13 protein-coding genes are annotated in these 12,585 nt (G+C 58.8%); 9 read left to right on the top strand and 4 right to left on the bottom strand.

Going from position 1 to position 12,585, the window contains the following annotated elements:
* Positions 1–193: 193 nt before the first annotated feature.
* On the bottom strand, positions 194–1,051 hold the full coding sequence (locus GHO42_RS08000; RefSeq protein WP_095019110.1) for a glycine betaine ABC transporter substrate-binding protein: 858 nt from the start codon (positions 1,049–1,051) through the stop codon (positions 194–196).
* 291 nt (positions 1,052–1,342) lie between these two features.
* On the opposite strand from GHO42_RS08000, the gene GHO42_RS07995 reads away from it, so the two are divergent.
* Positions 1,343–2,893: a glycosyl hydrolase family 17 protein gene (locus tag GHO42_RS07995; protein WP_153327505.1), complete on the top strand. Its 1,551-nt coding sequence runs from the start codon at positions 1,343–1,345 to the stop codon at positions 2,891–2,893.
* 98 nt (positions 2,894–2,991) lie between these two features.
* On the opposite strand, the gene GHO42_RS07990 is transcribed toward GHO42_RS07995, so the two are convergent.
* Positions 2,992–3,354, bottom strand: coding sequence for a hypothetical protein (locus tag GHO42_RS07990; RefSeq protein WP_095002120.1), 363 nt, complete (start codon positions 3,352–3,354; stop codon positions 2,992–2,994).
* Between the two features lie 231 nt (positions 3,355–3,585).
* Here GHO42_RS07990 and GHO42_RS07985 point away from each other — a divergent pair, with 231 nt between their 5' ends.
* Both GHO42_RS07985 and GHO42_RS07980 read left to right on the top strand, forming a co-directional pair.
* On the top strand, positions 3,586–4,884 hold the full coding sequence (locus GHO42_RS07985; RefSeq protein WP_095002121.1) for a serine/threonine protein kinase: 1,299 nt from the start codon (positions 3,586–3,588) through the stop codon (positions 4,882–4,884).
* Positions 4,877–5,665 carry a VacJ family lipoprotein gene (locus tag GHO42_RS07980; RefSeq protein ID WP_095002122.1) on the top strand — a complete coding sequence of 263 codons (789 nt, stop codon included), beginning with the start codon at positions 4,877–4,879 and terminating at the stop codon, positions 5,663–5,665. Before GHO42_RS07985 ends, GHO42_RS07980 begins: the two co-directional genes overlap by 8 nt.
* A 104-nt stretch (positions 5,666–5,769) precedes the next feature.
* Here GHO42_RS07980 and GHO42_RS07975 read toward each other — a convergent pair whose 3' ends face one another.
* A complete protein-coding gene (locus tag GHO42_RS07975) occupies positions 5,770–6,915 on the bottom strand; it encodes a patatin-like phospholipase family protein (protein WP_178126968.1) in 1,146 nt (381 codons plus the stop codon).
* A 15-nt stretch (positions 6,916–6,930) separates the two neighbouring features.
* Positions 6,931–7,863, bottom strand: a complete 933-nt coding sequence (locus GHO42_RS07970; RefSeq protein ID WP_153327503.1) for a lipid A biosynthesis lauroyl acyltransferase — start codon at positions 7,861–7,863, stop codon at positions 6,931–6,933.
* A gap of 119 nt (positions 7,864–7,982) precedes the next feature.
* Between GHO42_RS07970 and minC the strand changes: the two genes are divergently transcribed.
* From minC to GHO42_RS07940, 6 genes are all read left to right on the top strand, one after another.
* Positions 7,983–8,723 carry a septum site-determining protein MinC gene (minC, locus tag GHO42_RS07965; protein WP_095002125.1) on the top strand — a complete coding sequence of 247 codons (741 nt, stop codon included), beginning with the start codon at positions 7,983–7,985 and terminating at the stop codon, positions 8,721–8,723.
* Positions 8,724–8,922: 199 nt separating this feature from the next.
* Positions 8,923–9,735: a septum site-determining protein MinD gene (minD, locus tag GHO42_RS07960; RefSeq protein ID WP_029611321.1), complete on the top strand. Its 813-nt coding sequence runs from the start codon at positions 8,923–8,925 to the stop codon at positions 9,733–9,735.
* 3 nt (positions 9,736–9,738) lie between these two features.
* Positions 9,739–9,993 (top strand): cell division topological specificity factor MinE, encoded by a 255-nt coding sequence (minE, locus tag GHO42_RS07955; protein ID WP_016780154.1) that lies wholly within the window; start codon positions 9,739–9,741, stop codon positions 9,991–9,993.
* A 90-nt stretch (positions 9,994–10,083) separates the two neighbouring features.
* Positions 10,084–10,719 carry an RluA family pseudouridine synthase gene (locus GHO42_RS07950; protein ID WP_095002126.1) on the top strand — a complete coding sequence of 212 codons (636 nt, stop codon included), beginning with the start codon at positions 10,084–10,086 and terminating at the stop codon, positions 10,717–10,719.
* A gap of 173 nt (positions 10,720–10,892) precedes the next feature.
* Positions 10,893–12,182 (top strand): M18 family aminopeptidase, encoded by a 1,290-nt coding sequence (locus tag GHO42_RS07945; RefSeq protein ID WP_095002127.1) that lies wholly within the window; start codon positions 10,893–10,895, stop codon positions 12,180–12,182.
* Between the two features lie 206 nt (positions 12,183–12,388).
* Entirely contained in the window at positions 12,389–12,571 is a 183-nt protein-coding gene (locus GHO42_RS07940) for a hypothetical protein (protein WP_095002128.1), read from the top strand.
* Positions 12,572–12,585: the final 14 nt, after the last annotated feature.

The following is a 12,585-nucleotide window of genomic DNA, read 5'->3' as shown; positions in this document are numbered from 1 at the left end:
GGAACGTTTTCACTATTAGGGCGGCGCAAATTCTATTCCAGACGACTTTAGTAGTAGAGCCTCTGATTTGCTGCAGCCCCCGGTTTACCTAGTCTGCAAGGACGATGACAACCATTGCCCCGCCCGAAAATGCAAAAACCGCCTGGCGAAAACACCAGGCGGTCTTGTGTACTGCGAGCTAGACGCTTCGCGATTATTTATCGGTCCACTGGGCAACACGCTCCGGGTGTTTGGCAACCCACTCTTTGGCCGCCACTTCAGGCTTGGCACCTTCTTGGATGGCCAGCATCACCTCACCAATTTCGTCTTTTGAATTCCAGGAAAACTTCTCCAGAAATGCCGCAACTTCCGGCGCTTTTTTATTCAGCTCCTTGCTGCCGATGCTGTTAACGGTTTCTGCGGCACCATAAACGCCTTTGGGATCTTCAAGAAAACGCAGTTTCCACTTGGCAAACATCCAGTGCGGCACCCAGCCGGTGACGGCAATCGGTTCGTTCTTGGCATAGGCACGCCCAAGCTCCGAGGTCATGGCCGCCCCGGAACTTGCCTGCAACTTGTAACCCTTGAGGTCGTAATCCTTGATGGCCTCATCGGTTTTAAGCATCACACCCGACCCGGCATCGATACCGACAATTTTGTTTTTAAACTCATCGCTGCCCTTCAAGTCAGCAATCGACTGTGCCTTTACATATTCAGGCACGATCAGGCCAATTTTTGCATCTTTGAAGTTGGGCCCGTAATCGACCACCTTGTCCTTGTTCTTGGTCCAATATTCGCCGTGGGTCACCGGCAACCAGGCGGACAACATGGCATCGAGTTTGCCCGTGGCCACCCCCTGCCACATGATGCCGGTGGCTACCGGCATCAATTTCACGTCATAACCCAGCTTCTGTTTAATCACCTCTGCTGCGACATGGGTGGTGGCCACGCTGTCGGACCAGCCATCCACATAACCTATATTCAGGGTCGGTTTGTTCTGCGCGCTCGCCAAACCCGCACTCATCGCCAGCACCAAGACTGCTCCTGCGCTCAAAATTCGTCGCATCTTCATCTTTGATTCCCCACAGTGCCGGGCCCGACGAGTGCCGGGCCACTTCAAGATTCCTGCAAGGCTTTACAGCCTCGTATCACTTGCTCCGGATAATCAACCGCGCCTGTTTAGCGTCCTGCTCTGACGACGACCCCCATACAACCAGCAGCGACATGGCGATCACAGCCAAATTGATGCGTGCGGACGCTGGACGGCCTGACTGACAAACATTAGATGTCAAAATCATACACAGGCGCTGCGCCTGCTCAATTGCAGGTAAGATGCGCGGCTTTGCTCCCATACGGCCCGACCATGTCTGCGACTGTCCGCTTCCCCGTGCTGCCTTATCTCCTTGCCTGCCTGCTGGGCGCATTTGCCATTGCCGGCTTCTGGTACGGCCTGGGCCAACCGGTGATATTGCCCGATACAGCAACACCGACCCATAAACTGCAATGTGCATCCTATACGCCGTTCGATAAGGACCAGTCGCCGTTCGACCAGCCTTTTGTGCCACGGGCAGAGCGTCTGGATGCCGATCTGGCGTTGCTGGCCACGCGCTTTCAATGCATCCGCACCTATTCCCAGGCGGGCCTTGAAGCTCTGCCCGAGCTGGCACGCAAACACGGGCTCAAGCTGATGGCAGGCGCCTGGGTCAGCCGCGACCCCGTGGCCACGGAGCAGGAAGTGCAAGCCCTGATCGCTTCAGCCAATGCCAACCCGGACGTGGTCAGCGCAGTGATAGTCGGTAACGAAGCCTTGCTGCGCAAGGAGGTCACTGCCCCGCAGCTGGTCCGGCTGATCGACAAGGTGAAAAGCCAGGTCAAGCAACCGGTGACGTATGCAGACGTTTGGGAGTTCTGGCTGCAACACCCGGAAATTGCCCCGGCCGTGGACTTTCTGACCATCCACCTGCTGCCTTACTGGGAAGATGACCCTGCCGGCATTGACCAGGCGGTACAACATGTAGCGCAGGTTCGCCAGGTATTCGGCAACAAGTTCGCCCCCAAAGATATCCTGATCGGCGAGACCGGCTGGCCCAGCGAAGGTCGCCAGCGGGAAACTGCCCAGCCAAGCCGGGTAAACGAAGCAAAATTCATTCGTGGATTTGTCACCCTGGCCGAACAAAACGGCTGGAAGTACAACCTGATCGAAGCCTTCGACCAACCCTGGAAGCGTGGCAGCGAGGGGGCGGTAGGCGGTTACTGGGGTTTGTTTGATGCCGATCGCCAGGACAAGGGTATCCTCGCCGGCCCGGTATCCAACCTGCCGCACTGGCCGGTCTGGCTGGGCTTTGGCGCCGTCCTGTTTGTGGGCACACTGCTGATTGGCGGCCGGGTCCGTACAAAACGCGCCGCTCTGACACTGCCAGCACTGGGTGCGATGGCGGGATGCAGCATCGTGGCATGGGCCGAGCTGGCGTCAGTCACCAGCCGCTTTGCTGGCGAGTGGCTATGGGCTGGCTTGCTGGTAGGCCTGAACCTGATCGTACTGACCCATGGTGCATTGGCCCTGGGCCAGAAAGACGGCTGGCGAGAACGCCTTTTCAATATGCTGGAGCGCCGTGCGGGCTGGTGGCTGGCAGCCGCCGGGTTTGCCGCAGCGGTGATGATGCTTGGGCTGGTGTTTGAACCGCGCTATCGAAGTTTCCCGAGTGCCGCCCTGCTCCTGCCTGCACTGGTTTATCTGCTACGCCCGGTGGGCGGCCCGCGCCGTGAGTTCGGCCTGCTGGCCTTGATCATCGGGGCAGGCATACCGGTGCAGCTGTACCGCGAAGGCCTGCACAATGAACAGGCCTGGATGTGGGCATTGGTCAGCGTACTGATGGTGATGGCGCTGTGGCGCAGTGTGCGCAAGCGCGCATGACACCTTTCTAGTGCAATCCCCCTGTGGGAGCGAGCCTGCTCGCGAAGGCCTCAAAGACCTTTCGCGAGCAGGCTCGCTCCCACAAATGTTTCAAACTCTTACTTCGCGGCCCGCACCAGGCGCAACCCGGCGATCACCACGGCAAACACTGCGAGGCTGGCGTTATACAACGCCAGTGCGGGCAGGCCGAACAGCAGGGCCAGCACCGCCAGTGCGCAGCCGACACGACCACGCACGCAAAAAGCAATAATCGACAGCACCAGCGCGACCCAGCCCAATACCCGGAAATGAATCAACAAGCCCAGGTTTGCCCGCAACTGGCATTCCCAGCGCGCAGCCTCTGCCACACAGGTCCCCACCCACTGCGAGTCCTCCATCAAGCCGTATCGCAGCCCATAACTGGCGAGCAACCATACAGGCAGAGCGATAAGCAGCAAGATCCACGGCAAACGAGGTCGCATAACAAACTCCGATAGGCAAAAACGGCGCCCAGCTTAATCCCCATCTACAGCTATACAAGCCTTGCAATCAGATATCTGTTAACTAAAGTCATTCAGCGTGTATCTTGAGTGACTTTTTGCCTGTTCGGGACTGTTTGGGGAATTATTTAGTGCCATTGACGGGCACTTCAGTACGAGCCTTGTGGTCATAGCCTGCGAAACTTTTGCGCATCTTATTTAGGGATAGCCTCCATGCTCCGTTCTCTGCCCTTCGCTGCCTTACTGGGCGGCCTTATCTTGAGTGCGTCCGCGCAGGCGGTCGATGTCGACCCCGCAACGTATGGCTACCCGATAACCAATCCGTTTGAAGCTACGATTGCCACCACTCCGCCGCAAATGCGCCCGCTGCTGCCCGACGAAGATGATATCAACCAGTCGGACTACACCCTCAACCTGCGCCCTGAACGTGAGCACATACTGCCGGCCAATTTCTGGGCGGTGAAAAAGCTCACTTACCGCATGGCCAAACAGGATCACCCGGCGCCATTGATGTTCCTGATTGCCGGCACCGGTGCTGCCTACGACAGCAGCCTCAACGAATACCTTAAAAAGCTCTTCTATCAGGAAGGCTATCACGTCGTTCAGCTGTCATCGCCCACCAGCTATGACTTCATGAGTTCGGCCTCGCGCCTGGCCACACCCGGCATCAGCCAGTACGACGCCGAGGATTTGTATCATGTGATGCAGGCTGTACGCGCCCAACAGGCCAAATTGCCCGTTACCGACTACTACCTCGCGGGTTATAGCCTGGGTGCGCTGGATGCTGCCTTTGTCAGCCACCTGGATGAAACACGCAAAAGCTTCAACTTCAAAAAAGTGTTGATGCTCAACCCGCCGGTCAATCTCTTTACCTCCATCAGCAACCTCGACAAGCTGGTGCAGACCGAGGTCAAAGGCATCAACAACTCCACCACGTTCTACGAACTGGTGCTGGGCAAGCTGACCCGCTACTTCCAGGATAAAGGCCGGGTCGACCTCAATGCGGCACTGGTGTATGACCTGCAAAACTCCAAGGAGCGCCTGACCAACGAGCAAATGGCCATGCTGATCGGCACGGTGTTTCGTTTCTCGTCAGCCGATATCGTGTTCACCTCGGACCTGATCAACCGCCGTGGCCTGATCACCCCGCCGAACTACCCGATCACCGAAGGCACCAGCCTGACACCTTTCCTCAAGCGTTCGCTGCAGTGTGACTTTGACTGCTACCTGACCGAGCAAGTGATCCCCATGTGGCGCGCCAAGACCGATGGCGGCAGCCTGCTGCAGTTGATCGATCAGGTCAGCCTGTACGCCCTGCAGGATTACCTGAAAAACAGCCCGAAGATTGCCGTCATGCATAACGCCGACGACATCATCCTGGGCCCTGGCGACCTCGGATTCCTGCGTAAAACCTTCGGTAATCGCCTGACGGTTTACCCCTATGGCGGCCATTGCGGCAACATCAATTACCGAGTCAACGCTGACGATATGCTGGAGTTCTTCCGTGGCTAAACAATTATTGCTTCTCGCCGCCCTGCTCGGCGCCGGCTTCGCCCAAGCCGACAACAGCAAAGCTCACACGGAACTGACCCCCGATGTCGACGGGTTTACCCAGCCGTTGAAACTGTTGAAGTTCAATCCGGGCCTGGATCAGCGTGAGTTCGAGCGCGCCACCATGAACGCTCTGAGCATCTATGACCCGCTGGAGCCGATCAATCGCAGGATCTACCATTTCAACTACCGCTTCGACCAGTGGGTGTTCCTCCCGGTGGTCAATGGCTATCGCTATGTCACGCCCAGTTTTTTGCGCACGGGTGTGAGCAACTTCTTCAACAACCTGGGGGATGTCCCCAACCTGTTCAACAGCCTGCTGCAGCTCAAGGGCCATCGCTCGATGGAAACCACAGGGCGCTTGTTGCTGAATACGACCATCGGCATCGGCGGGCTGTGGGATCCGGCCACAGCCATGGGCCTGCCCCGTCAAAGTGAAGACTTCGGCCAGACCCTGGGCTTTTATGGCGTACCCGGCGGTGCATACCTGATGCTGCCGATCCTTGGCCCGTCGAACCTGCGCGACACCACGGGCCTGGTGGTCGACTATGGCGTCAACCAGGAAATCAACTTCCTGAACGTGCCGCACGAGAGCACTCGCCATCCCGAGATCTGGGTGCTGGGCGCTGTCGACAAACGCTATACCACCAGCTTCCGTTATGGTCAGTTCGACTCGCCATTCGAATACGACAAGCTGCGTTACATCTACACCGAAGCGCGCAAATTGCAGATTGCCGAGTAAACCTGTAGCCGTTGCAACAGATTGCGATGGGTTGCGCAGCGACCCCGAGGAAGGGCCGGCGGCCCTTATCGCAGCCTGCGGCAGCGGCTACAAAAGCGAGCAGTTCAAACCCGCAAAAACTGGCACAGCGCATCGCGCTTGGCCATCGCATCGCGTCGCCCCAACTCGATCAACTCCCGACAATAACCCGCCTCGAACAGCAGGTAGCTGAGCACCCCTGCACCACTGGTTTTGGTCGCACCGGGGCCACGCAGGAACATGCGCAGCGCGGCCGGCAGCTCATGCCGATGGCGGGCCGCGATTTCGTCTATAGGCTGGCTCGGCGCAATCACCAGCACCTCCACGGGGGACAAACCGAGGTTGTCGGATTGCCTGGGCAGCAGGCGACTGAAGTGATTGAGCCGCTCAAGCAGCTCGATATCGCTTTCCAGGCTGTCGATAAACGTACTGTTGAGCATATGCCCGCCAATTTGCGCCAGCGTCGGTTGTTGAGCGTTGTAGTAGTGCGACTGGCCGGCCTGAAGGTCCGGCCCGCGCGGGTTGCCGCTCACCCCCACCACCAGCACCCGGTTGGCTCCCAGATGCAGCGCCGGACTGATTGGCGCCGACTGCCGCACTGCGCCATCGCCAAAATACTCTTCGCCGATTTTGACCGGGGCAAACAGAAGAGGGATGGCCGAACTGGCCAGCAGATGTTCAACCGTCAAAGCGGTGGGCATGCCGATGCGCCGATGGCGCAACCAGCCATTGATGGTGCCCTTGCCTTGATAAAAGGTCACCGCCTGACTGGAAGAATAGCCAAATGCAGTAACCGCGACAGCCCGCAGGTGATGCCCGGCAATCGCCTGTTCAACACCGGGGAAGTTGATCCTGTCCTGGAGCAGATCGCGCAAGGGCGAACTGTCGAGCAGCGCCACCGGCACATGCGAGCCTAGCCCGAGCAGACTGTGAGCAAAAAAACGCGTGGCCTGATGCAAAACCCCCGACCAGTCGCTGCGCAGCACGCGCCAGCTTTCAAAGCCCTGCCAGAACAGGGTCAGGTGCTCGACCGCGCGGGTGAAATCCATCGCCCCGCTAGCCAGGCTGACCGCATTGATCGCGCCCGCTGACGTCCCGACAATCACCGGGAACGGGTTGATGGCACCGGCAGGCAGCAACTCGGCAATCGCCGCCAGCACGCCGACCTGATAGGCCGCCCGCGCACCACCACCAGACAGTATCAGGCCCGTCACCGGCGCAACCGCAGTCACGCCAGTGCGGCCGCCTCAGCCGCGTTTGTCGTACAGTTTCGGCTCGCCGGGCGGGCGGGTCTTGAAGCGGCGATGGGCCCACAGATACTGCTCGGGGCATTCACGCACCGCCCGCTCAACCCATTGATTGATTCGCAGGCAATCAGCCTCATCGCTTTCTCCGGGGAAATCCCTCAGTGGCGGATGAATGACCAGCTTGTAACCACTGCCGTCGGCCAGTCTTTGTTGAGTAAAGGGCACAACCTGCGCTTTGCCCAGTTTGGCGAACTTGCTGGTGGCGGTAACGGTGGCCGCCTGGATGCCGAACAAAGGCACAAAGATGCTCTGCTTGGCGCCGTAGTCCTGGTCGGGCGCATACCAGATCGCCCGCCCTGAGCGCAGTAGCTTGAGCATGCCGCGCACGTCATCACGTTCGACAGCCAGCGAATCTACATTGTGCCGCTCACGGCCACGACGCTGGATAAAGTCGAACAGCGGGTTTTTATGTTCGCGGTACATGCCGTCGATGGTGTGTTGCTGACCCAGCAAGGCAGCGCCGATTTCCAGGGTGGTAAAGTGAAATGCCATCAGGATTACCCCCTTGCCTTCAAGCTGAGCCTGCTTCAGGTGCTCCAGCCCCTCGACATGGGCCAGCCTGGCCAGACGCGGTTTTGACCACCACCAGCTCATGGCCATTTCAAAGAAGGCGATACCGGTCGAGGCGAAGTTGTCCTTGAGCAACTGCTTGCGCTCGGCGCGGGTCTTTTCAGGGAAACACAATTCAAGGTTGCGCGTGGCAATACGTCGGCGATCACCGGCCACCCGATACATCAGGGCGCCGAGACCACGGCCGATACACAGTTGTACTTTATAAGGCAGTTGCACGACCAGCCACAGCACGCCGAGACCCAGCCATAGCAGCCAGAAACGCGGATGAAAAAAAGCGGCACGAAAACGCGGGCGATCCATTAATGATTCCGGACAGACACAAGGGTCGGCCATTCTACATCGTTAGACCCGGCTTGCGGCCTGCCGGCGTTCTCGTTATAAGTCTCAGCACTTTAAGTGACAAGTCGCGTTAAGCAACCATGAGCCAAACCGAATCGCTAGACCAAGCCCCCGTGTTCCAGCTTAAGGGCAGTATGCTCGCCATCACGGTGCTGGAACTTGCGCACAACAACCTTGAAGCCCTGGACCGCCAACTGGCCGCCAAAGTGGCCCAGGCCCCGAATTTTTTCAGCAATACCCCGCTGGTACTGGCGCTGGACAAGCTGCCCGCCAGTGAAGGTGCCATCGATTTGCCGGGGCTGATGCGCGTCTGCCGCCAACATGGCCTGCGCACCCTGGCCATTCGCGCCAACCGCATCGAGGACATCGCTGCCGCCATTGCCATCGACCTGCCTGTACTGCCACCCTCCGGCGCCCGTGAGCGGCCGATTGATCCGGTTGAAGTGGTGGTCGAGGCAAAAAAACCGGAAAAACCGCCAGAGCCGGCGATCAAGCCGACCAGGATCATCACCAGCCCGGTACGCGGCGGCCAGACGGTGTATGCCGAAGGCTGTGATCTGGTGGTGATCGCTTCAGTCAGCCCCGGTGCGGAACTTATGGCGGATGGCAACATCCATGTGTACGGGCCTATGCGGGGCCGCGCACTGGCCGGGCACAAGGGCAACACCAAGGCACGGATTTTTTGCCAGCAGCTGAGCGCCGAGCTAGTGTCAATTGCGGGCAAGTACAAGGTATCCGAAGACCTGCGTCGGGATCCTCTGTGGGGAACAGGTGTTCAGATCAGTCTGTCAAGTGACATGTTGAACATCACCCGGCTTTAACGGATACTCTCGCCATTTTCCAAGCATCTCAAAATCGTAGTGAAAACAGACTTTTCCTTGTAGGGACAAGCAATCAGGCAGCGTTTACACAGCGTAAACGCGACTTGAACAATGACCCGCCAAGGCTGTTCACCTGCAGTCGTTCATAGAGATGTTATTCAGGGGCTAAAAAGTCCTTTTTCCTTAGGGGTGAAACACCTTGGCCAAGATTCTAGTGGTTACATCCGGCAAGGGTGGTGTGGGTAAGACCACCACCAGCGCCGCTATCGGTACCGGCCTCGCTCTGCGCGGCCACAAAACAGTGATCGTCGACTTTGACGTCGGCTTGCGTAACCTCGACCTGATCATGGGTTGCGAGCGCCGCGTGGTGTATGACTTCGTCAACGTGGTCAACGGTGAAGCCAACCTGCAGCAGGCGCTGATCAAAGACAAGCGCCTGGAAAACCTCTACGTGCTGGCCGCCAGCCAGACCCGTGACAAGGACGCGCTGACCAAGGAAGGCGTCGAAAAAGTTCTTATGGAGCTTAAGGAAACCTTCGAATACGTGGTCTGCGACTCCCCGGCCGGTATCGAAACCGGTGCCCACCTGGCCATGTACTTCGCTGACGAAGCGGTAGTCGTGACCAACCCGGAAGTGTCCTCGGTACGTGACTCGGACCGCATGCTGGGCCTGCTGGCCAGCAAGTCGCGCCGCGCCGAACTGGGCCAGGATCCGATCAAGGAGCACCTGCTGCTGACCCGCTACAACCCTGATCGCGTTTCCAAAGGCGAAATGCTCGGCGTTGAAGACGTCAAAGAGATTCTGGCCGTGGCCCTGCTGGGCGTGATCCCGGAGTCCCAGGCTGTTCTCAAGGCATCCAACCAGGGCGTGCCAGTGATCCTTGACGATCAAAGCGACGCCGGTCAGGCCTACAGCGATGCCGTTGATCGCCTGCTGGGCAAAACCGTGGAGCACCGGTTCCTTGATGTACAGAAGAAGGGATTCTTCGAGCGCCTGTTTGGAGGCAACTAAACAATGAACATTTTTGACTTCTTTCGTACCCGCAAAACGCCAACAACCGCGTCGGTGGCGAAAGAGCGTCTACAGATCATCGTGGCGCACGAGCGTGGCCAACGCAGCACCCCGGACTACCTGCCTGCCCTGCAAAAAGAGCTGGTCGAGGTGATCCGCAAATACGTCAACATCGGCGACGATTCTGTACAGATCGCCCTTGAAAACGAAGGTAGCTGCTCGATTCTGGAACTCAACATCACACTGCCAGATCGTTAATCGATCCGGCGGGCACCACGGCGACCTCGGTGCCTTCCCTGCAGGGGAGGCTCCTTTGTCGCCGTTGGCGTTTTTCAAGAGGCTGTTTTAATGCCGTTGTCCAATATTCACATTATCCATGAGGACGCTGGCGTTCTGGTGGTCAACAAGCCGACCTTGCTGCTTTCGGTGCCGGGCCGGGCCGATGACAACAAGGACTGTTTGATTACCCGCCTGCAAGAAAACGGCTACCCCGAGGCGCGCATTGTCCACCGTCTGGATTGGGAAACGTCCGGTATTATTTTGCTGGCGCGGGACGCTGACACTCACCGTGAGCTTTCCCGCCAGTTTCACGACCGCGAAACCGAAAAGGCCTACACCGCACTAGCCTGGGGCCAGCCCGAGCTGGACAGCGGCAGCATCGATCTGCCCCTGCGCTACGACCCGCCGACCAAACCCCGGCACGTGGTTGACCATGAATTCGGTAAAAACGCACTGACCTTCTGGAAGATCCTGGAGCGGTGTGGCGATTACTGCCGCGTTGAGCTGACACCGATTACCGGCCGTTCGCACCAGTTGCGCGTGCACATGCTGTCAATCGGCCACCCGCTGCTCGGTGATGGCCTGTATGCGCACCCGCAAGCCCTGGCCGCATGGCCGCGTTTGTGCCTGCACGCGAGCATGCTGAGCTTCACCCACCCGCAAACCGGTGAACGCCTGCGCTTTGAGTGCCCGGCACCGTTCTAAATACCTACCACCCCTTGTGGGAGCGGGCTTGCTCGCGATACAGGCGACGCGGTTTTGCAGGAACATCGCACTGATGCCATCGCGAGCAAGCCCGCTCCCACAAGAGCTGCATTAGAGAGCCAAATCTTGCGATCAATGCGCTAAACTCGCGGCCTTGCTGTCTGGAGTAACTTATGCGCGAAGAGTTGAACCAAGGCCTGATCGACTTCCTCAAGGCCTCCCCTACCCCCTTTCATGCCACTGCCAGTCTTGTTCAGCGCCTTGAGGCCGCCGGCTACCAGCGCCTCGACGAGCGCGAAACCTGGTTCACCGAAGCCAATGGCCGCTATTACGTCACCCGTAATGACTCTTCCATCGTCGCCTTCAAGCTGGGTCGCCATTCGCCCCTGCACGGCGGTATCCGCATGGTTGGCGCCCACACAGACAGCCCCTGCCTGCGGGTCAAGCCACAACCCGAACTGCAACGCCAGGGCTTCTGGCAATTGGGCGTCGAGGTCTACGGCGGTGCATTGCTCGCGCCCTGGTTCGACCGTGACCTGTCCCTGGCCGGGCGCGTCACTTTCCGCCGCGATGGCCAGGTCGAAAGCCAGCTGATCGATTTCAAGGCGCCGATTGCGACTATCCCCAACCTGGCGATCCACCTCAACCGTACTGCCAACGAAGGTTGGGCGATCAACCCGCAGACCGAACTGCCGCCGATCCTGGCCCAGGTGGCCGGTGATGAGCGCGTTGACTTCCGCGCGTTGCTCACCGACCAGTTGGCCCGCGAGCACGGCCTCAATGCCGACGTGGTGCTGGACTACGAGCTGAGTTTCTACGACACCCAAAGCGCTGCGGTGATCGGCCTCAACGGCGACTTTATCGCCGGTGCGCGCCTGGATAACCTGCTGTCCTGCTACGCAGGCCTGCAAGCCCTGCTCACCACCGAGACCGAAGAAACCTGTCTGTTCGTGGCCAACGACCACGAAGAAGTCGGCTCGTGCTCGGCCTGCGGCGCCGATGGCCCGATGCTGGAGCAAATCCTGCAACGCCTGTTGCCTGAGGGCGACGAGTACGTACGCACGATCCAGAAATCTCTGCTGGTCTCGGCAGACAACGCCCACGGCGTTCACCCCAACTATGCTGACAAGCACGATGCCAATCACGGGCCCAAGCTCAATGCCGGGCCGGTGATCAAGGTCAACAGCAACCAGCGCTACGCCACCAACAGCGAAACCGCCGGATTCTTCCGCCACCTGTGCATGGCCGTGGAAGTACCCGTGCAAAGTTTTGTGGTGCGCAGCGACATGGGTTGCGGTTCGACCATTGGCCCGATTACTGCCAGCCACCTGGGCGTGCGCACCGTGGATATCGGCCTGCCGACCTTCGCCATGCACTCGATCCGCGAACTGGCCGGCAGCCATGACCTGGCTCACCTGGTCAAAGTGCTGAGCGCGTTCTACGCCAGCAACCAGTTGCCGTAAGGCATATTCCTTGAAGCCGCTGCCGCAGGCTGCGATAAGGGGCCGCAGGACCTTCGATAAAGCAGGGTCGCTGCGCAACCCGTCGCAGACTGCGGCAGCGGCTTCAAGGTTCTGCGTCTGGCTGATTCATTTTTGATACACATCACCACACATCTGCGCAAACCGACCTAGACTTGGGGCACTCACTTGCACAGGTCCCTCTCACCATGTTTGAAACCACTGCCTTCCACTCCATGATGATTCCAATTATCTGCGGCATGCTGCTGCTGACCATTGGCTTCAACTTTCGCGAACGCAGTAGTGGCATCGGCGTGCTGATGATCTGGGCTGGCATGCTGCTGATATTCGGCACCATCATCTTCAAAATCCTCGCCAAACTGAATGAGTAGCTCCGACATTTTCC

This window comes from Pseudomonas sp. FSL R10-0056 (genome assembly GCF_009600105.1).
Classification (GTDB): Bacteria; Pseudomonadota; Gammaproteobacteria; order Pseudomonadales; family Pseudomonadaceae; genus Aquipseudomonas; species Aquipseudomonas bubulae.
Note: the sequence above shows the minus strand (reverse complement) of the source record. Positions and strands in the feature narration are given on the sequence as shown.

Excerpts from the sequence above, each read along its gene's own strand:
- GHO42_RS08000 (WP_095019110.1), bottom strand. The coding sequence starts at position 1,051 with ATGAAGATGCGACGAATTTTGAGCGCAGGAGCAGTCTTGGTGCTGGCG.
- GHO42_RS07995 (WP_153327505.1), top strand. The coding sequence starts at position 1,343 with ATGTCTGCGACTGTCCGCTTCCCCGTGCTGCCTTATCTCCTTGCCTGC.
- GHO42_RS07990 (WP_095002120.1), bottom strand. The coding sequence starts at position 3,354 with ATGCGACCTCGTTTGCCGTGGATCTTGCTGCTTATCGCTCTGCCTGTA.
- GHO42_RS07985 (WP_095002121.1), top strand. The coding sequence starts at position 3,586 with ATGCTCCGTTCTCTGCCCTTCGCTGCCTTACTGGGCGGCCTTATCTTG.
- GHO42_RS07970 (WP_153327503.1), bottom strand. The coding sequence starts at position 7,863 with ATGGATCGCCCGCGTTTTCGTGCCGCTTTTTTTCATCCGCGTTTCTGG.
- minC (WP_095002125.1), top strand. The coding sequence starts at position 7,983 with ATGAGCCAAACCGAATCGCTAGACCAAGCCCCCGTGTTCCAGCTTAAG.
- minE (WP_016780154.1), top strand. The coding sequence starts at position 9,739 with ATGAACATTTTTGACTTCTTTCGTACCCGCAAAACGCCAACAACCGCG.
- GHO42_RS07950 (WP_095002126.1), top strand. The coding sequence starts at position 10,084 with ATGCCGTTGTCCAATATTCACATTATCCATGAGGACGCTGGCGTTCTG.
- GHO42_RS07945 (WP_095002127.1), top strand. The coding sequence starts at position 10,893 with ATGCGCGAAGAGTTGAACCAAGGCCTGATCGACTTCCTCAAGGCCTCC.
- GHO42_RS07940 (WP_095002128.1), top strand. The coding sequence starts at position 12,389 with ATGTTTGAAACCACTGCCTTCCACTCCATGATGATTCCAATTATCTGC.